The organism is Oscillibacter sp. GMB15532, assembly GCF_041020825.1.
Taxonomy (GTDB): Bacteria; Bacillota; Clostridia; order Oscillospirales; family Oscillospiraceae; genus Oscillibacter.
On the sequence record NZ_JBEVTO010000011.1, the window covers coordinates 78,509 to 96,754 of the forward strand.

Here is an 18,246-nt window from a genome sequence, read left to right on the forward strand (position 1 = left end):
GTAATTGATCAAACCACAGTTTGTGTGCGGCTTTACGATGTATAACGCCAATAGGCAAAGAGAGATAAAAGGCTCCGCCGGAACAGCGTTCCGGCGGAGCCTTTACTGATATGGGAAAACCATCCGCAGCCGCACATGGGGCAGCCACTGCAAAATGAAGGTGAGATAAAGCTTTGCAGGAAAAGAACTTGCCGCCCACCGTAAATGATGCAAATGAACGGTGGGGAAAAGGCGCACGGCTCAGTTGTCTTTCAGCTGAAAACGATCCACCAGTTCCCGCAGCATCTGTGCCTGTGCGGAAAGCTCCTCGCTGGAGGCGGCGGTTTCCTCCGCCGTGGCGCTGTTGGTCTGCACCACGCGGGAAATCTGCTCCACACCCTGAGAAACCTGCTCAATGGAGCGGGACTGCTCGTCGGAGGCCTGCGCAATCTGGTCCACCGCCTGCGTGACGGACTTGATGTCCTCTACCGTGGAGCGGAGGGAGGCAGCGGTTTCATCCGCCAGAGCGCTGCCCCGCTGGACGGCTTCCTTAGAGGCCTGAATCAGGTCTGCGGTTCCCTTTGCGGCCTCGGCGGATTTGGAAGCCAGATTCCGCACCTCGTCCGCCACCACCGCGAAGCCCTTGCCGGCGGCGCCCGCCCGGGCAGCTTCCACAGCGGCGTTCAGGGCCAGAATGTTGGTCTGGAATGCGATATCATCGATGGATTTGATGATGCGGCTAATCTGGGCGGAGCGCTCGTTGATATCACTCATGGCGGAAATCAACTGCTGCATCCGATCGTTGCTCTCGGAGACGCGGGTGGCGGCAAAGTCCACATCGTTGCTGGTCTTACGGGAGGCGGAGGCGTTTGCGCGCACCTGCTGGGACAGATCTTCGATGGTGGCGGACAGCTCCTCCACGGCGGAGGCCTGCTCCGTTGCGCCCTGAGACAGGGTCTGCGCTCCGGCGGAAAGCTGGTCCGCCCCCACGGAAACCTGATCGGATGCCTGATTGATCTGGGACAGAGTCTGGTTCAGGGAGACGGAAATATTTTCAAGGGCTGCCTTGATGCGGGCAAAGTCGCCCAAATACTCGCGCTTCAGGGTGAAGGTGAGATTGCCCCCGGCAATCTCGTCCAACACGGCCGAGATTTCGTCGATATAGTCCACATAATCGTGGAGCCGTTCCGCGGTTTTTCCGAAGTTGGTGGTCAGTGTGCCGAATTCGTCTCCGGAGAGGTGGTCCAGCTTGACGGTCAAGTCGCCGTCGGACATGCGGCGGGCCGCAGCGTCCAGCTTTTTTACAGGCGCAATGACAATCAAACGGGTCATAATGAAAATCATTGCGGTGAGAATCACGATGGAACCCAGCGCGATGGAGGAAAGCAGGGTGGTCAGGAAGTTCAGATCCTGCAAAATCTCCGCTCTGGGGACATAGGAAACCGCCACCCAGTTGCAGCCGGGCACCTGTTTGAGGTCAAGAGAAATTGTATCGTCGCCGGAGCCGAAGGTCTGAAGGCCAAATACCCCATCCGTAATCCACTGGGATACCTGTATATAGAGGGGATTGTCGGTAAGCTCGGAGAGAACCTGACCCGACAGGGCGTCTTCCTTGTGGCCGATAATCATATCCGTGTTGGCATCTACCAGAAATGCACTGCCGGTCTCCTCAAGCTGCACCTGCTTCACAATGCCGGAAAGTGCGGTTAAATAGATGTCCGCGGCAGCTACACCACGAACCCCTCCATCCTTATTGTGCAGAGAGGAAGAGACGCTGACTACGTTCATATTCGTGATAATGTCCAGATAAGCGGAGCCGAAAACAAAGCTGTCGGAGGCCAGACCTTCCTGATACCAAACTCTTTCCCGAGGCTCATAGCTGGCGTCGGGAACAAAGCTCTGGTGGATAAGAGTGCCTTCCGTAGTGGCAAAATAGAGGCCGTCGGGGAAATCTTCGTCGGTACCGGCAATGTGCTGAAGGTAGGCCAGCTCCTCTTCGGGGGTCATCGCCATGTATTCCAGCGTGTCGCGCTGGGCGTCCAGCGTGGAGGTGACGCCGCTCATCCACGTCTGGACCATGCTGACCACATTGTCGGTGTTGGCCTCCAGCAGGGAGTCTCCTCTTTCCAAAAGAATTTTGGAGGCTGCAGACTGAATAATCACCAAAATCCCGATGATAACCACCGCAATCATGGGAATCAGGGCAATCAGCAGCTTTGCCTGAATGCCAAGACCTCTTTTGCGGCCTGTTTTGGAAGCGGTCAAGGGGGCGGAACCTACGGCTGCTGCTCTCTCTTTTACACTCTTCATAATCTGTTCTCCATCCTTTCAAAATCGAGATGTGTGCAGGGCCGTATACGTGCTGCGGAATCTAGTGCTTTAGCAATGCTTATTGTAAAAGTTTAGTTGAGCTATTATAGCAGTTTGAATTCGACAATACAAGACAGAAAGGAAACATTTTCATAGAAGAAATTTAGCAGAGACGAAGAAATATATATGGTTATTTTTCACAAAAGGTGTCTGAAAAATTGTATGTATCCGTCTATAAAACGCCTGCGGGGCCGATTAAGACCCCGCAGGCGTTTTGTGCGATGAATCCGTATTAAAGACCAATATGCAGGTTGGAGACAAGGGTCTCCATCTGCTCCGCAGGGGTGCTTTCAATGCGGAGCAGGAGCCGCTGCTTTTCCTGAGGGGTGCAGGCGTCGTAAATGCGGGCGGCCTCCGGGTTGTCCCGCAGCAGCGCACCAAAGGCCATGGCGGAGGAAATACCGTTGTCCATTATTATCACCTCAAGAAGAAGTATATCGCTTCCGTGGAAATTTATACCGAGAGGAGGTGGAAACCCTTTTGGTGGGAAGGGCCTGCGCCATCCTGCAACAAAGGATAAAAAACAGAGAAACAGGTCCTTGAAAAAAATTTGGCTTTTTCTGTTGACAAAGCCGTTTTTCTTTGCTATACTGACAACTGTTCTGAGTGCTGCGGCTGCCACACAGCGTTGCAGGGCAAGGGATTCGGGGGATTGGCACAAGGCAGGTTTGATGCACGTATGTATTGCTCTCGTTCTCTTATAGGATATCAAAAGTTTATATTTGCACTCGCTACTATCTGGGGGATTAGCTCAGCTGGGAGAGCGCCTGACTGGCAGTCAGGAGGTCAGCGGTTCGATCCCGCTATTCTCCACCAAGAAAAGTTCTGAAACGTAACTGTTTCAGAACTTTTTCTTTTTTTGGATTTTAACATGTGTTCGAAACGTGGTCATAATAGCTGCCGATAGACGCGCAGTGTGGTCGGCGTATAGCGGCAACTGTGTGGGTTCATCCGGCGCTGTGTTGTGCGGATACCCAGACGCTCCGGTGTCGGGTAATCGTTCCGCCTGCGAAAGTGGTTGCCATTAATATTGCCGTCAGAGCACTCCCATTGATGGTGATGGTCATAAAGGTTTCTTGATTTTTCATGTCCGGATAACCTTTATATGGGCTGTTTGCCACATCAAATAAGCTCAGATGTGCGATGGTGAATCACAAATTGTAATCCGCTATTCTTTGTGTTACCATTATCGTACATACAAAATTTGGAGTGCTCGGGGAAATATAAATAGTGGGCTTTGTCGGAAATCGATTCCTTATATAGGAAAAAGCATAGCGCAGTATTCATATATCTAGGCCTTTTACGGTAGCGATGAATTGGTTCATTTCATTTCGTTTACCGATGCGGCGGAAACGATCGGGCATAAGCAAAGCTATGCATTTTTCCAGTGGAGCAGCTCAACAACATTATCGCCCAGCTTACATCCGGGAATGTCTCGTTTTCCACCGGGTCAAAAATCCCGATACTCAGTCGAAAGTACGCGGAGTTTAAAAAGCGGTACATGGATTATGTCTGCAATCGCTGAGGGAGAGCTTTTTTATGGATATGATAACTGGTATCGTGATATTTGTGCAATTTTTGCAGACGGCGGCTTACATCATCTTCTCGCTCGTCAAGCTGAAGGCACCGGGAAGAAAACGGGTTGGGCTTACACTGGTCATTTTTTCCGGGCGGCCTTGGCATACTGCGCACTTTTGGCAGTATGGGGACAGGAACTGGCGGAGAGCCTGATTGTTCCCGTTGAAATGGGACTGTGCCTGATCCTGATTGTCCTCTGCTCGGCGGACAGATGGCCGGTATCGATTTTTGTTATGTTTTCGCAATTCAATTTGTATCTTGGCATCAGTTACCTCGCGGATGTGTGGGCTACGGAAGCGACACCGCTCGCCTATAACCTCCAGTATCTGCTGTACCGAACCGTGTTGTTCGGCGCGCTTTTGTTTTTTAACTTTAAAATTTTGCGTCCCCGCTTTCGTAAGCTGGTGAAACTTCTGGCGAAGGAATGGCGCTTCATCGCGTTTGTAGCCTTTGCCTTCTATGCGTTAGAGGCGGTTATTTTGTATGTCCCGCGTTTCTACTGGTATGAGCCGGACTACCGCTGGTATCTGGTCGCAAGCTCCTATCTTGTGTTTTTCGGCGTCTATTGGCTGATTTTCCAATCCATCAACGCCATCGCGGCAAAATATGAGGGACAGGAGCGGGAACGCATTCTGGCACAGCAAAATAAGCTGTGGGAGGAGCAGCTTGCCGAGCAGAAGGCGGCTGTCAGCGCCGCCCGCCACGATCTCCGGCATCACTTCGACACGCTTCTGGCAATGCTTGTGGGCGGGAAAACGCAGGAGGCGCTTTCCTATTTGAACGCCCAGACACAAAGGGGAGGGCGCAACGCTTGCAGATGTTTGCGAGCATCCGGCGGCGAATGCCATTTTATCCAGATGGGCGGCGCGGGCAAGGGAGAGCGGCATCCGAACCGAAGTAGATGCGGGCATTCCCGCAAGCCTCCCGCTGGACGAAGTCGCTCTGGCTGGGATGCTTGCCAATTCCTTTGAAAACGCGGTGGAGGGCTGCCTGCGCTGTCCGGACGCAGCGGCGAAGTTTATTAACGTAAAGATTGCCTATTCCGTTTATAACGGCGCGGGAAAGCTGCATATTGTTATTGAAAATTCATGTGAAGACAATATTACCTTTGAAAGCGGTTTCCCAAAATCTCAGAAGCCCGGCGGCGGGACTGGAACAAGAAGCATTCAATACACCGCCGAACGGTACAACGGCATGGCGGAGTTTTCCGCTGAAAACGGTGTTTTTCGAACGCGTGTTCTTTTTCATCTGCCGTCCCTGCCCCGGTAAAATCCGACATTTACGCCAAATATTCGACAATTACGCCACGGCCGGTTTTCGGTCGTGGCTTTTTTGTATATTCTGCGTGAAATATGCTGTTGGGATGTGACTTGGATGGCAAGAGAACCGTGTGAAAGAAGCGCGGAGCAAAGGGCGTCACTTAGAAAGCTTGAAATAGAACAGGGCGACTTCTGCGACTGGTTCGAGCAGGGCGAGGGACGGCTGTTCTCAAACCGGGAGTGCTGGTACTGCCGGTATGGCGACTTCGGCATTCTGACCGAGCATCCCACCCAAAAAGGCGTGTGCGGCTTTGCGCGCCGGGCAGGTAGCGTGCCAGAGTTTCCCACGCGGACAAAGAAAAAACAGGAGGAGAAAACATGAAAAAGAGAATTTTTAGCGTTTTTTTGGCGGTGGGGCTGCTGCCGGTGCTTACCCTGCCCGCGCTGGCGGGGCTTACCCCGATAAGCATCGGCGAGAGCAGTCTGTATTTTAAAGAAGACGACGACGGCGCCATGAAATATTCCACCGATAACACGAACTGGATAGAGTACGGCAGTAGATTCATCATCACGGGCAGCAGCACCAGCGATGGCACCAACGAACCCGATGTCACCAATACGGTGGTCGTTCTGAGCGGTGAGCACAATATTATCCTGTCGGACTGCTCCATCGGGGCCGCGACGCCCACGGGTTCTGCCAATTCCTATGCCCTCTCCCCCTTCGATATTCAGGGGACTGCGAGGGTGAACCTGACCCTTGACGGCAACAACAAGCTATATTCCGCAAATTATGAAAAGGCCGGCTTGCACGTTGCGTCCGGAGCGGCTCTTGAAATCTTCGGCGAAGGCTCGCTGGAGGCCTATTGCCGAAAGCAAACCGGCTTTGGCGCGGGCATCGGAGGAAACTCCATATATGGCACCGGAGAGAGTAACGGCAGCATCACGATCAGCGGCGGCACGGTCAGCGCCTATAGCTTTTATGGCGCGGGCATCGGCAGCGGCAGAAATCAAGCAAGCTTTGGCCCCATTACTATCTCCGGCGGCACGGTCTATGCGCTAACTGAAAATAGTAGTCAAGGCATTGGTCGTGGTGGCTACGTGACGGGGGCAGGAAACGGAACGGTAACCATTACCGGCGGCAGCGTGAATGCGCTTTGTAAGCCTCAATTCTCCACCCCCACTACCTCAATCGCCAGCCCGGTGAACGGCAGCGGTGCGGCTGTCGAGCTGTACACCCTCACGCTTCCCGCAGGGAACGAAAACACATCCGTGACAAGCCTGACGACAACGCCCGCCCTTACCGGCTATACCTACGGCACAACCGATATGCAAACCGATGCGGACGGCAAGCTGTATGTTTATCTGCCAAGCGGCAAAACGGCAGTAAGCGTGACTACCGCGAACGGTACTTATACGGGCACGATTGCGTCCAATGCCGCACCCCTGACACTAGCGCCGCCAAGCTATACCGCCACCGTGACGGTGCAGAAGGACAACAGCGACTGGAGAAGCGATACGCCGACAATCCAGCTATCCACTTCATCAAGTGCGCTGGAAAACGCGGTTGCTGGGTCGTTTTCAAGTTCAACCTGCGTCTATACCTTTTCGGGTCTTGCGGATGGAACTACCTACTACGTTTGGGACGCCACAACGGATACCTATACCGGGCAGAGTGTGGACAAAACCGGAACCTCCGCCACATTGTACTATTATACGCTTACTTTGAACCCGGACGCGGGTGTAAGCTCGACGACAGGCGGCGTTTACCTGCCGGGCAAAAGCGTGGCTATTAATGCCGTGCTCCGCCCGGGCTACGCTTGGTCGAAGTGGGTAGACCTCGCCAGCAGCGCTACATACTCAACCGTGCAATCCGGCAACATTACCATGCCCGCATCCGTAATTACCCTGATGGGGACCTCGACGGTGATCGCTTATGACATCTCTTATGAGCTCAACGGCGGTACTGTTTCCGGCACAAACCCCGCAAGCTATACCATAGAAACTGCCGATTTTACGCTAAATACCCCCACCCGAGCGGGCCATTCCTTCGTAGGCTGGAGCGGAACGGCTCTGACAGGCAACACAAATCAGACCGTTACAATCCCCACAGACAGCACAGGAGACAAAAGCTACACCGCCAACTGGAAAGCAAACGCGCCCAGCGGCATTACGTTTTCCTTTGACGGCGACAACGCAGGAAAGCTCATGGGCACGACCGCACTGATGGAATACAGTTTAAACGGCGGCGCGAGTTATACCGATTGCACGACAGACACGGACCTGACAGGCAGCCTAAGCAGCATTACGGCGGTCAACGATATACGCGTGTGGGTGAAGGAAACCACAACGAGCGCGGCCGGGGACGTTTTGACCATTGATATCACGCAAGCAACCGCACCTGCCCTAAGTCCCACCCAGCCCTCGACCATCGGCGGCAGCGGCAGTATCCCCATGACACCCGAGCACGAATACAGCGCAAACAACGGCGGCACATGGACTTCCGCCAGTGGGACAATGACGCTTGCGTCAGGTACATATCTTGTCCGCGTTAAGGCGACGGGCACCGTATTGGCATCCGCCGCACAGAGCGTCACGCTGACTGCCTATACCGGAAACCCCGCAACGACGCCTTCTGCATCCTTTTCTTTTGACGGCGCAGACGCCGGGATGCTGACGGGCACCACAACGCAGATGCAATACTCGTTGGACGGCGGAACAATCTGGATAAACTGCGCCGACCCCTCCACAGACCTTTCAGGGGTCATCGACAGTATCACGGTAGGAAATGGTATCAAGGTCAAGGATATGGGAAACGGCAGCACGACCTCCGAATCAGCAGTGCAGAGTATTGACATCACCCAAACGGCGACACCTGCCCTAAGCCCCTCCCAGCCCTCGATCATCGGCGGCAGCGGCAGCATCCCCATGACACCCGAGCACGAATACAGCGCAAACAACGGCGGCACATGGACTTCCGCCAGTGGGACAATGACGCTTGCGTCAGGTACATATGTCATCCGCGTCAAGGCGACGGGCACCGTATTGGCATCCGCCGCGCAGAGCGTCACACTGACTGCCTATACCGGCATCGCGGAAGCAACGCCCTCAGCGGGTGTGGATTACGCTGCCGAACAGCTGACCGGCCTGACGGCAAACGGCAGCTATGCGATAAATGGAGCAGATATCACAGCAGACGACACCGGCAATATCTCCATTGCAAACGCATGGTTTGACACCGCAATTTCACTCGTGAAGAAAGGCGACGGTACAACGACAAACGACAGTGCGGCGCAGAGCATTTCACTTACGGCCCGTCCGGCCGCTCCCTCCTGCACTGTAACGCAGCCCTCCGCAAGCTCCGCCACTGGCACTATTTCCGGTGTCACAGCGGATATGGAGTGTTCCACAGATGGTGGCGTGATCTGGACGGACGGAACCGGAAACGACATGTCCGGGCTTGCCCCCGGTACGGTGCTCATTCGTGTAAAGGCCATATCCTCCTCTGCACCGGCCGGTATGAGTCAGAGTATTACAATTACCGCTTACAGCGCACCATCGCATCCCGGTAGCGGAGGCGGCTCATCCGCCGCCCCCGTCACATCCACAACCACCAGCGCGCCGGTTATCGTGGGCGGAAAGACAGAGAACATCGGCACGGAGAAAAAATCCGGCGGTACGACTACTGTCACCGTGGATCAGTCCAAGCTCGGCACGAATATCGGCGGCGCGGCATCCGGGTCCTCCGTTGTGGTGCCTGTTAGCGGAAACAGCTCCGCCACGGCCTCGCTTGTGGTCAAAAACATTGAGGACATGGCAGCTAAGAGCATGACACTCACCGTCCAGACTGGAAACGTGGCCTATAACCTTAATACCTCCGCCATCGACACCGGGGCGCTGACAGAGGCTTTCCCCGGTGCGGATATGAGCAAGGTGCCTTTTGAGGTGACCATCACAAACAGCTCCGTCAGAGTCCAGGGCGAAACACTGGTGCTTTCTCCGGTGGAATTTACGGTCACTGCAAGCTACAACGGAAAAACTGTCAGCGTGGATGCTTTCAGTGCCTATGTTAACCGCGTGATTGAGGTCACGGCGGAGCAGGCGGAGAAAATTACCACGGCGGTGGTGGTGAACACCGACGGCAGCGTCCGCCATGTGCCGACGAATGTCGTGGAAAAGGACGGCAGGTATTACGCGATCATCAATTCCTGCACCAACAGCACCTACGCGCTGATTCAAAACGAAGTCACCTTTGCCGATGCCGCGGGCAAATGGTTTGAGACGGCGGCAAACGAAATGGGCAGCCGCAAGATCATCGCGGGACGCAGCGCAGATATCTTTGATGGCGGGGCAAGTATCACAAGAGCCGAGTTTGTAGTCATACTCGTCAGGGCCCTGGGCCTTCCAGCGAACGGAACAAGCGGCTTTTCGGATGTACCCGCCGGTGCGTGGTATAGCGGCGCGGCGGCAACGGCGGCGCAGTATGGGATTGTGAGCGGCAAAAGCGGAAATCGTTTTGATCCCAACGCGGCGATCACCCGGCAGGAAGCCATGGTCATGCTGCAAAGGGCGGCGGTGCTCGCAGGGTTTGCCGGAACCAGTGGCGATCTGGACGGATTTGCGGACGCGGACAGTGTCGGCTCCTGGGCGAGAGACGCGGCGGAATGGAACGTCGGCTCCGGCCTCATCCAGAGCGCGGACGGGAAGCTGAACCCGACCGCCAGCATCACTCGGGCCCAGAGTGCCGTCGTAATCCTCCGCCTGCTGCAAAATGCAGAACTGGTGGATGTACGGAGCTGAGCAGTACAACGTGCAGCGCGTCCCATTGTAATGAATGTGCTAAAACGCCTCATTTCCAATGTGCATTGGAAATGAGGCGTTTTCAGTTTGCCTTATGGAGTAGGTCCGGGATTTTGTAGTGACTGCCCGACTTTTCACTGTTCTCCTTTTTTAGGCTTAAAAAGGAATTGGTGGGCTTTCTTATCTTGCATACATAGAAATAAATCTCTTATTGCAATATTGCTGGTACGCGGCGGAATTCCTTTAAAGCACTACGAGCAAAACAAACGGGTTCCCATGTACAACACGGACATTCCCTGCGTGCCCTCCGCGCTGTTTTACGGCAACTACGTGGTCAGTATGCGGCCCGTTAAACGAAAGCTGGTCCCGCTGGCGGTTTCCATTACGGAAAAGATGGATTACGCGCATGGCGCTCCGGTACAGTTGGGCAATCCCGAGGAAATCGGTATTTTTGACATTGAGCACCCGGATTACGGCGATCCGCTGGACATCGCAGCGGATGAAATCCCGGTTTTCTGGGCCTGCGGTGTCACAGCACAGGCCGCAGCGCAACAGACAAGACCGGAGATCATGATTTCGCATTCCCCCGGCTATATGCTCATCACGGACATTCGCATCAGCGACTTATCCAAATAGAATATACGGGAGGATATTATATGAGCAATCCTAATAAGGAAGCTCTGGACACGCAGTCCGTTAAAATGACTTTTTGGGACTACATGCGCGCCATTGGCCCCGCCATCATCATCTCTGCCGTTGTGGTAGGCCCCGGCTCGGTCACAACGGCCTCTATCATGGGCGCCAGTTACAGCTATCGGATGCTGTGGGTGGTGGTGCTGGCCTCCGTGGCCGCATTTTTCTATCAGCTTCCCGCCGTACGCATCACTCTGAGCACCGGCAGCAGTATTATGGAATCCGTCCGTTCGCAATACGGACAGAAGGTGTCACTGCCATTTTATTTCTGCCTCCTGTTTGGTACCTGCGTGTTTCAGGCGGGCAATTTTCTGGGCGCTGCTATGGCAATGAACTACCTGATCCCCGGTATCTCCCTGATGGTGTGGACGATCATCCTCGTGGCTATGGGTTTCATTCTGGTGTGGATCGGGAAGTTTGACCTCCTTGAAAACTTCACCAAGGTGCTGGTGTTTATCATGGTGGCGTCCTTCCTGTTCACGGCTGTGGCCTCCTCTCCCAGCATCTCCGCCATTGCTTCCGAGGGCTTCAGCTTCCAAATTCCGGATGGCAACTGGTTCCTGATTCTCGCCATGGTGGCCACCACCATGGTGCCGGATATTCCGGTGTCCCTCTCGGCACTGCACAAGAAAAAATACTGCACTGAGGAGACGGCAGAGGGACGCCTGCCCACCGCGAGCAAGTACAAGCTGGCGCATATTGATCTGGTGGTGGGATGTACCATCACGGCCATCATCACCTGCTCCATCATTGTCTGCTCCGCTGCGAATCTGTTCCCCAAGGGGCTCACCGTCTCCAGTGCCTCCGACATGGCCGCGCAGCTTACGCCCATTCTAGGCAAATACGCCGGAATTCTGTTCTCGCTGGGCCTATGGGCGGCGGCGTTTTCTTCCGGAATGTTCCGCATCCAGCTGATGCCCATGCTCTATAATCAGGCCACAGGACAGGAAGAGGATATGAAAGCCTCCCGCAGCCGCTTTTTCATGATTCTCACCAGTGCGGTGCCGATTTTGATTGTAGTCTTGTTCGGCAAGGCCCCCACCTCTCTCATCGTCACGGCGCAGGCCATCAATGGTATCTTGCTGCCCTTTATCTGCGGTGTGGTGTGGAAGATTTCCAGTGATAAGAAATATCTGGGCGAGAATGCCAACAAGCCTTGGTTTAACGGGGTCTTCGGGATTATTTTCGTAGTAACGGTGCTACTGGCCGTGCGTACGTTCCTGAGCCTGTTTGAAATTATTTGAGCTGATTGGGGATAAGCACGCAAATTTGAAAACAAAGGAGTTTCCATCATGAGACTGGCAACGATTCGATACAACGATATGGAGCAGGCGGGGATTGTCACTGCCGGGGGTGTATTTCCTGTCGCGGCGTTAAACGCAGCCAAGGGCACCGCATGGGCCACCGACCTGCTGGATATGATTCGCGCCCGGCAGGTCCCAGGCCTCACCGCGTGGTATAATGCGGGCGGTAAGGAGGAGTTGGAGAGGCTGCCCGGCTGTGTGCCGGCGGCGGAGGTAGTCTACGGTCCGCTATACCGCAATCCACGCCGTATTTTTGGCATTGGGCTGAATTACGTGGATCACGCCGGGGACATCGGTTCCGCCGCACCCACCGGCTTTCCCGGAAGCTTTTTCAAACAGGCGGATACACTGGTGGGTCCGGACGACGAAATTTTACTGCCCATGCTGAAGGAGGCACAAAAAACCACTGCCGAGGCCGAGCTGGGCATCATCATGGGCAGGGATTGCCGCGATGTTCCGGAGGCGGACTGGGAGAGCGCCATCGTGGGCTACACCACAATTCTGGATATGACGGAGGAATCCATTCTCAAAGGCAATGACTTTGTGCAGGGCAATCCCCGCTACCTGACAATTGTCAAGAACTTTCCTACATTTTTCTCCTTCGGACCCGAGCTGGTCACGCCCGACGAGGTCCCCGACGTACTAAAACTGGAGGTGCAGAGTGTCCACAACGGAAAGGTTCATGCGAGAAACACGGTGAGTAACATGACCCATCAGCCAGCAAGACTGGTGTCTCTGCACAGCAGCATTCAGGGCTGGTACGCCGGTGACGTACTCTCTACCGGAACCCCCCGTGCGTTTGAGCTTCAGGACGGCGACATTGCGGAATGCCGCATTTATGGCCCCAGCAACTTTGAGATGCGGCCCCTGCTGAATCCTGTGGTAGATCTCAAGCTGCATCCCAAAAGTAATAAGTAAAAGTCGCTTAAAATTTTACGACATTTCATTTTGAAGGAGGTTTTTCCATGGAGCTGGGACTAAAAGATAAAGTGGTTATTTGCCTGTCCTCCGCTGCCGGTATCGGTAAAGGAATTGCCGTGGAAGCAGCACGTGAAGGTGCGAAAGTGGTAATTTGCACTGCGGAGGCTTATAAGGAGGACCTGTTAACCGCGCAGGCGGAGATTGAAAAGGAAACCGGAAACCGCCCTCATACATTTTTTTATGACGTAAAGGATGCCACTAGCATTAAGAAGCTGATTGACGATGTGGCGGCCCAACTGGGCAGTGTGTATGCGTTGGTCAACCACTGTCCCGGTCCCAAGGCGGCTGGCTTTGAGGACCTGACGGAAGAGGACTGGGAGGACGGCTATGAAAAGTGCCTCCACAGCTATGTCTACGCCATCCGCGCGGCGCTGCCGTACATGAAGGCCGCTGGCGAGGGTCGGATTCTGAACAGCACCTCATCCTCCATCAAGAGTGCGCTGGATAATCTGATTTTGTCCAACACTTTCCGTATGGGCGTAGTGGGAATGAGCAAGACGATGGCGCGTGAGTTTGGCCAATATGGGATTTTGGTGAATACCATGGGCCCCGGGCGCATTTATACCGACCGCATTAAGTACCTGAATAAAATCCGCGGCGAGAAGCTGGGCATCAGCGAGGAGGAATACACCAAGCGCGACAGCGCCGGGTTTCCTCAGAAACGGTATCAAACCGTGGAAGAATACGGACGTACTGCCGTGTTCCTGATTAGTCCCGCCAATGGCAGTGTCAGTGGTCAGGCATTCATCTGTGATGGCGCAATGACCACCTCTTACTAATTGGCATATTTAAAAAAATCGCTATATTGATCAATTAGCCGGAGTTTGAGACACAGGTCGACGCTGATGACCCGGAAGGCGCATGGTTGCGGTTTTTAGCTGACGCGGGGTGACAGAAAAAAGACGGACAGGGATGCCCTGTCCGTCTTTTGCGATTATATTACGCCTTTGCGGCAGGTGAAGGCGGCCATGGACCTGACCGTATCCAGCGTCACGTCGGCATACAGTCCGGCAAGCCGTGCGCGCAGGCTTGCCGCTGTTTCATAGGGCGGCGTGAAAAAGCCGCGGGGCTCGTAAAAGCGGCGAATCCAGCGGTCGGTACGGGGGGTTTCGCCCCGGATGTAGAAGCAGCCGCAAAACACCCCGCCGGGCTTCAAGACCCGGAAGGTCTCCCGGAAAGCCGCTTCTTTGTCCGGAAAGGCATGAAAGCCGTTTAAGGACAGCACAAGGTCAAAACTGCCGTCCTCAAAGGGCAGAGAACCCACATCACCCTGCAAAAACCGGACGTTTGAAAGGCCGAACAGACCTGCCTGTTTTTGGGCCGTGGCCATCATCTCCGCCGAGTAGTCAAGACAGGTTACGTCTGCCTCCGGCAGCGTCCGATATACAGGCATGGTCAGAACGCCGGTGCCCACAGGGACCTCCAGCAGCTTCCCGGAAAAATTTTCGGGGATTCCGGAAAGCGCCAATTCCAGATAGCGGTTGTTTTCCGCCTTTCCCATATCCCAGACCAGACGGCAGACGGCCCGGCCGAACACCGTGGAGCAGGTAATCATTCCGTCATAGGCATTTGCCTCTTTTCCAAGCGACTGATAGGCCTGACGGATTTCTTCATGTGGCATGAAGCATTCCTCCTTATATTTTTCTTGCAATCAGACAGCACAGGGGGCTGACGCCGCCGGGTAAAACCTCCCGTTCCAACGTAGAAAAGCCCCGCTGCTGCACAAACTCAGAAAAAGCCGCAGCATCCCAGCGGTGCAGCACCTTGAACCCGGCTAAGTCCATGAGCGTTGCCCGAAGCCGATGCCCATTGTTCCCGGTCCAGACGAAGGTAGGGGCCAGCAGAAGCCCCCCGGGCTTCAGCACACGATGGATTTCCGAAAGTGCCTTGCCCGGCTCCGGCACGATGTGCAGGGCGTTGGCGATGAAAACCGCGTCAAAGGAGCTGTCGGGGTAGGGCAGGGCCGTGGCGTCCCGCACCGCAAAGGAGAGGTTCGGAAGGGAAGCGCGCTTTTGCGCCTCGGCAACCATCTTGTCTGAAAAATCCGTGGCCTCCCAGCGTTTAACCCTGCCTGCCAGTCGGAAGGTCAATTGTCCACTGCCGCAGGCCAACTCCAGAACGGTCATGTCGTTAGACAGATAGGGGAGACAGCGCCTCACAATTCTGTCGTAAAGCGGCCCGGAGCTTTTCATAAACGGCGCGTATAGCTTTGCCACACGCTGCCAGAAACGAAATTGTTTTGTATACGCCGTATTCATGCTTCCTCACCGTCCTTTCGGGTCAGCACAATCAGCCAATCGCCCGCAGTGTCTGGTACCAGCTTGGGGTTGCCGTTCAGGGCATAGCTTCCGAGGGAAAAAGAAACGTCGGGCAGATTCATGGCGCGGACCTCCTTTTAAAGCATGCAGAGCGCAGTTATAAACGACTAACCCCCGAAGAGAAAAAAGCCGTTTGAGAACGACTTATGAAAACAACTGGCGGCAGGCGCCGCGCACCAATATTTCAAGGACGTTCGGGTAAAGTCCCCCGATTTCATGCTGATGGGAGATGGTGAGCATCAAACCCCGCACCACGGCAGAGGCCAGCGCCATGCCCCCTGCGGGAACAAGCCCTGCCGACTCCAGCAGCTCCCGAATGTGAACCTCGTCACTGTGATAGTGGTTTTTCTGGTAGTCCTCCGGCACCTTGCGCAGAAGATATGCGGCGTCCCGCTCCACAAAGGCCATCATGCCTGAGCGCTCCATGGCCCGACAGGCCGACAGAATTGCTTCGAAGGCGCGGTCGGCAGGGGAGAGGTAGGTATTTCCGGAGAGAACCGACGCAGCTTCCCCATAAATTTCGGCATGCATATTCTCCAGAACATCGAGAAAAAGCAGTTCCTTGGAGGCGTAAAATTTATAAAACGCACCTTTGGAGATTCCGGCTGCCGCCGCCAGCGCGTCCACCGTGGCGCGGCGTACGCCAAGGGATACGGCGCTTTCCCGCGCCGCGCGTTGAAGCTGATCCAGAATAATCGCTTCTTCCTGTTGTGTAAAAGCTGCTGCCATTATAATCACCGTATGACCAAATTTGATATTTCAGTCACAGAATACGCCTGTTTGGTCTTGCTGTCAAGTCTTCTGAGCCAAAGTCCGTCGGGAAGGGAGCGGCGGCGCGGTTTACCCGCCGCTCCGGGTTGACGGGCAAAATAAAAATGGAATTGGTCTTGACTTTTTTTAGTAAAGTGATAACATTGTTATCAGTTTTGGTAAGGGTGTGCCGATGAAATGAGTGTGAATTCACAGATGACCCGAACGCGCATTCTGGAATGCGCCAAGCAGGAATTTATGGAATGCGGCTATCAGAGCGCCAATATCCGCCGCATTGCGCAGGCGGCGGACGTGACCACCGGGGCGATGTACAACCATTTTTCCAATAAGGCGGTTTTGTTTGACGCGCTGGTGCAGGCTCCTGCGGAAGAGATGCTGGACCGATTCCGCAAAATTCACACCGAAGTCCAGGAGGCCCTGCCCAAGCTAACCTTTGTCCATATGAAGAAAACGGCATATTCGGGAACGGATTGGATGCTGGAGTATGTTTACGCGCATTTTGAGGCGTTCCGTCTGATTTTTTGCCGTTCGGAGGGCACGCGCTGGGCCTCGTATCTGGAGGAGCTGATTGCCGTGGAGGAGCATGCCTACCGTGTTTACTGCGACGCTTTTGGAAAAAGCGGGCGGCGAATCGAGGATATGTTCCTGCACATTATCTCCACCTCCGGATTTCAATACCTGGTGGAATGCGTATCCCATGACCTGCCATATGAACAGGCCGTCGCCGTGCTGGACAGCGCCAAGCGCTTCAGCATGGCCGGCTGGCAGGAATTATTAAGGCTTGCGCCTTAATTTTTTAGACAAAAGTTAGCTATTACTAACCGTGCGGCTGAAATTAACAGGAGGTTTTTGTGATGTCTACGCTTCATTCCCGCGCAAGTTCCGGACGCCTGACCGGAAAAGATCTGATTAACACAGGTATTTATTCGGCCATCTATTTCGTGATGATCATGGCGCTTGCCATGACGGGCTACATACCGGTGATGATGCCGCTTTTATGCGTCATCGGGCCGCTTGTAGGCGGCATTCCCTTTATGCTGTTTTTAACCAAGGTTAAAAAATTCGGCATGATTCTCATTATGAGCGCCATCATGGGCATTATGATGGCGTTGACCGGCATGGGCTTTTATGCGCTGCCGGTGGCACTTGTCTCCGGTCTGATTGCGGAGCTTTTGTGGAAGCGGGCAAATTACAGCCGGGCGCGCAGCTCCGTGCTTGTCTGCGGATTTTTCCACATCTGGCTCTGGGGCAACTTTATCCCCCTGTTTATGAATCCCGAGGGCTATTTTGCCACCCGTGCGGAGTTTGGCGCGGACTATGAGGCGGCGCTGACGGCGCTGCTCCCTCCCGTGATGAATCCGGTGCTGCTGGTCTGCTGCTTTGTATTCGGCGTTTTGGGCGGGCTGCTGGGCCGGGCCATGCTGAAAAAGCACTTTATCAAGGCGGGGATTGCCTGATGGGCAAGGGCATTCTTCAGACAAGCAGACAGCGGCGGGGACTGATATTGGACCCCCGCACGAAGCTTTTGATGCTCATCACAGTTTCCGCATTTGTTCTGGGTGGACTGGGGGGTGACAGGCTGCCGTTTCTGGTGCCGGTCCTTTGCCTTGCGGTGCTGGCGCTGTTTTTGACGGCGGGGAAGTATCGGGCGGCGGCAATCTATCTGTCGGTCTATGCAGCCGCCAATCTGGCGGCCGTTCTGCTGCTGCCCCGCCTATCCGGTTTTTTCTATTTTTTGCTGCTGGGCAGCGTGGGTATTTTCAGTAGGGTGATGCCGGGCGTGGCGCTGGGGGCGTATGTCGTTTCCACCACCACGGTGAGCGAGTTTACCGCCGCCATGCAGCGCATGCATGTCAGCGAGAAAATTACGATACCCATGTCCGTGATGTTTCGCTTTTTCCCGACGGTGGGAGAGGAGTTTTCCGCCATCAACGCTGCCATGCGGATGCGGGGCATCAGCTTTGGCGGCGGCAGCCCCGGGAAAATGCTGGAATACCGTTTGGTACCCCTGTTGACCTGCTCGGCAAAAATCGGCGAGGAGCTGTCTGCTGCGGCGCTGACCCGGGGTCTGGGAGGCGAAACCCGGCGCACCAACATCTGCCGCATCGGATTTGGAATGCAGGATATTGCGGTGATTGCCCTGTGCGGGGGCTGCTTTGCAGCCGTGGGGCTTTCCTATCTGGGCGTAATTTGAGG

The 18,246-nt window shown here is 54.8% G+C and carries 17 protein-coding genes and 1 tRNA gene; 12 read left to right on the forward strand and 6 right to left on the reverse strand.

Translation table 11 applies throughout. The features are described 5' to 3' along the window. Positions 1-240 precede the first annotated feature (240 nt). Together ABVS15_RS13200 and ABVS15_RS13205 are read right to left on the reverse strand one after the other, a co-directional pair. Complete coding sequence (locus ABVS15_RS13200; RefSeq protein ID WP_369284148.1) at positions 241-2,289, reverse strand: methyl-accepting chemotaxis protein; 2,049 nt, start codon at positions 2,287-2,289, stop codon at positions 241-243. 292 nt (positions 2,290-2,581) lie between these two features. Next, positions 2,582-2,761, reverse strand: a complete 180-nt coding sequence (locus ABVS15_RS13205) for a hypothetical protein (protein ID WP_369284149.1) — start codon at positions 2,759-2,761, stop codon at positions 2,582-2,584. A 328-nt stretch (positions 2,762-3,089) separates the two neighbouring features. Between ABVS15_RS13205 and ABVS15_RS13210 the strand changes: the two genes are divergently transcribed. The 9 genes from ABVS15_RS13210 (at position 3,090) to ABVS15_RS13250 (ending at position 13,740) form a co-directional block, all read left to right on the forward strand. Then, positions 3,090-3,165 (forward strand) — tRNA-Ala (locus ABVS15_RS13210). Between the two features lie 500 nt (positions 3,166-3,665). Next, positions 3,666-4,898 (forward strand): hypothetical protein, encoded by a 1,233-nt coding sequence (locus ABVS15_RS13215; protein WP_369284150.1) that lies wholly within the window; start codon positions 3,666-3,668, stop codon positions 4,896-4,898. Further along, on the forward strand, positions 4,879-5,196 hold the full coding sequence (locus ABVS15_RS13220) for a GHKL domain-containing protein (RefSeq protein ID WP_369284151.1): 318 nt from the start codon (positions 4,879-4,881) through the stop codon (positions 5,194-5,196). The genes ABVS15_RS13215 and ABVS15_RS13220 overlap by 20 nt, the downstream gene beginning before the upstream one ends. Positions 5,197-5,301: 105 nt before the next feature. Next, positions 5,302-5,568, forward strand: coding sequence for a hypothetical protein (locus ABVS15_RS13225; protein WP_369284152.1), 267 nt, complete (start codon positions 5,302-5,304; stop codon positions 5,566-5,568). After that, positions 5,565-9,983, forward strand: coding sequence for a beta strand repeat-containing protein (locus ABVS15_RS13230; RefSeq protein WP_369284153.1), 4,419 nt, complete (start codon positions 5,565-5,567; stop codon positions 9,981-9,983). Before ABVS15_RS13225 ends, ABVS15_RS13230 begins: the two co-directional genes overlap by 4 nt. A gap of 219 nt (positions 9,984-10,202) precedes the next feature. Continuing rightward, entirely contained in the window at positions 10,203-10,619 is a 417-nt protein-coding gene (locus tag ABVS15_RS13235; RefSeq protein ID WP_369284154.1) for a DUF1445 domain-containing protein, read from the forward strand. A 20-nt stretch (positions 10,620-10,639) separates the two neighbouring features. Continuing rightward, on the forward strand, positions 10,640-11,920 hold the full coding sequence (locus ABVS15_RS13240) for an Nramp family divalent metal transporter (RefSeq protein WP_369284155.1): 1,281 nt from the start codon (positions 10,640-10,642) through the stop codon (positions 11,918-11,920). Between the two features lie 48 nt (positions 11,921-11,968). Continuing rightward, on the forward strand, positions 11,969-12,898 hold the full coding sequence (locus ABVS15_RS13245; protein ID WP_369284156.1) for a fumarylacetoacetate hydrolase family protein: 930 nt from the start codon (positions 11,969-11,971) through the stop codon (positions 12,896-12,898). Positions 12,899-12,945: 47 nt separating this feature from the next. Then, positions 12,946-13,740, forward strand: a complete 795-nt coding sequence (locus ABVS15_RS13250) for an SDR family oxidoreductase (protein WP_369284157.1) — start codon at positions 12,946-12,948, stop codon at positions 13,738-13,740. 155 nt (positions 13,741-13,895) lie between these two features. Here the strand turns inward: ABVS15_RS13250 and ABVS15_RS13255 are convergent, their stop codons facing one another. The 4 genes from ABVS15_RS13255 to ABVS15_RS13270 form a co-directional block, all read right to left on the reverse strand. Beyond that, a complete protein-coding gene (locus ABVS15_RS13255) occupies positions 13,896-14,582 on the reverse strand; it encodes a class I SAM-dependent methyltransferase (RefSeq protein WP_369284158.1) in 687 nt (228 codons plus the stop codon). Positions 14,583-14,595: 13 nt separating this feature from the next. Further along, a complete protein-coding gene (locus ABVS15_RS13260; protein ID WP_369284159.1) occupies positions 14,596-15,219 on the reverse strand; it encodes a class I SAM-dependent methyltransferase in 624 nt (207 codons plus the stop codon). After that, positions 15,216-15,341 (reverse strand): hypothetical protein, encoded by a 126-nt coding sequence (locus ABVS15_RS13265; protein WP_369284160.1) that lies wholly within the window; start codon positions 15,339-15,341, stop codon positions 15,216-15,218. Before ABVS15_RS13265 ends, ABVS15_RS13260 begins: the two co-directional genes overlap by 4 nt. 82 nt (positions 15,342-15,423) lie before the next feature. Then, positions 15,424-16,008, reverse strand: a complete 585-nt coding sequence (locus ABVS15_RS13270) for a TetR/AcrR family transcriptional regulator (protein ID WP_369284161.1) — start codon at positions 16,006-16,008, stop codon at positions 15,424-15,426. Between the two features lie 219 nt (positions 16,009-16,227). On the opposite strand from ABVS15_RS13270, the gene ABVS15_RS13275 reads away from it, so the two are divergent. The 3 genes from ABVS15_RS13275 to ABVS15_RS13285 all read left to right on the forward strand — a co-directional run bounded on the left by ABVS15_RS13275 (position 16,228) and on the right by ABVS15_RS13285 (position 18,244). Further along, entirely contained in the window at positions 16,228-16,842 is a 615-nt protein-coding gene (locus ABVS15_RS13275) for a TetR/AcrR family transcriptional regulator (RefSeq protein WP_369284162.1), read from the forward strand. A 62-nt stretch (positions 16,843-16,904) separates the two neighbouring features. Next, entirely contained in the window at positions 16,905-17,507 is a 603-nt protein-coding gene (locus ABVS15_RS13280) for an MptD family putative ECF transporter S component (protein WP_369284163.1), read from the forward strand. Continuing rightward, positions 17,507-18,244, forward strand: a complete 738-nt coding sequence (locus ABVS15_RS13285) for an energy-coupling factor transporter transmembrane component T (protein ID WP_369284164.1) — start codon at positions 17,507-17,509, stop codon at positions 18,242-18,244. Before ABVS15_RS13280 ends, ABVS15_RS13285 begins: the two co-directional genes overlap by 1 nt. Positions 18,245-18,246 lie beyond the last annotated feature (2 nt).

What these genes read in the sequence shown, in the direction of transcription:
- ABVS15_RS13200 (WP_369284148.1), bottom strand. Translation starts at nt 2,289, where the DNA reads ATGAAGAGTGTAAAAGAGAGAGCAGCAGCCGTAGGTTCCGCCCCCTTG.
- ABVS15_RS13205 (WP_369284149.1), bottom strand. Translation starts at nt 2,761, where the DNA reads ATGGACAACGGTATTTCCTCCGCCATGGCCTTTGGTGCGCTGCTGCGG.
- ABVS15_RS13220 (WP_369284151.1), top strand. Translation starts at nt 4,879, where the DNA reads ATGCTTGCCAATTCCTTTGAAAACGCGGTGGAGGGCTGCCTGCGCTGT.
- ABVS15_RS13225 (WP_369284152.1), top strand. Translation starts at nt 5,302, where the DNA reads ATGGCAAGAGAACCGTGTGAAAGAAGCGCGGAGCAAAGGGCGTCACTT.
- ABVS15_RS13230 (WP_369284153.1), top strand. Translation starts at nt 5,565, where the DNA reads ATGAAAAAGAGAATTTTTAGCGTTTTTTTGGCGGTGGGGCTGCTGCCG.
- ABVS15_RS13240 (WP_369284155.1), top strand. Translation starts at nt 10,640, where the DNA reads ATGAGCAATCCTAATAAGGAAGCTCTGGACACGCAGTCCGTTAAAATG.
- ABVS15_RS13245 (WP_369284156.1), top strand. Translation starts at nt 11,969, where the DNA reads ATGAGACTGGCAACGATTCGATACAACGATATGGAGCAGGCGGGGATT.
- ABVS15_RS13250 (WP_369284157.1), top strand. Translation starts at nt 12,946, where the DNA reads ATGGAGCTGGGACTAAAAGATAAAGTGGTTATTTGCCTGTCCTCCGCT.
- ABVS15_RS13255 (WP_369284158.1), bottom strand. Translation starts at nt 14,582, where the DNA reads ATGCCACATGAAGAAATCCGTCAGGCCTATCAGTCGCTTGGAAAAGAG.
- ABVS15_RS13260 (WP_369284159.1), bottom strand. Translation starts at nt 15,219, where the DNA reads ATGAATACGGCGTATACAAAACAATTTCGTTTCTGGCAGCGTGTGGCA.
- ABVS15_RS13265 (WP_369284160.1), bottom strand. Translation starts at nt 15,341, where the DNA reads ATGAATCTGCCCGACGTTTCTTTTTCCCTCGGAAGCTATGCCCTGAAC.
- ABVS15_RS13270 (WP_369284161.1), bottom strand. Translation starts at nt 16,008, where the DNA reads ATGGCAGCAGCTTTTACACAACAGGAAGAAGCGATTATTCTGGATCAG.
- ABVS15_RS13275 (WP_369284162.1), top strand. Translation starts at nt 16,228, where the DNA reads ATGAGTGTGAATTCACAGATGACCCGAACGCGCATTCTGGAATGCGCC.
- ABVS15_RS13280 (WP_369284163.1), top strand. Translation starts at nt 16,905, where the DNA reads ATGTCTACGCTTCATTCCCGCGCAAGTTCCGGACGCCTGACCGGAAAA.
- ABVS15_RS13285 (WP_369284164.1), top strand. Translation starts at nt 17,507, where the DNA reads ATGGGCAAGGGCATTCTTCAGACAAGCAGACAGCGGCGGGGACTGATA.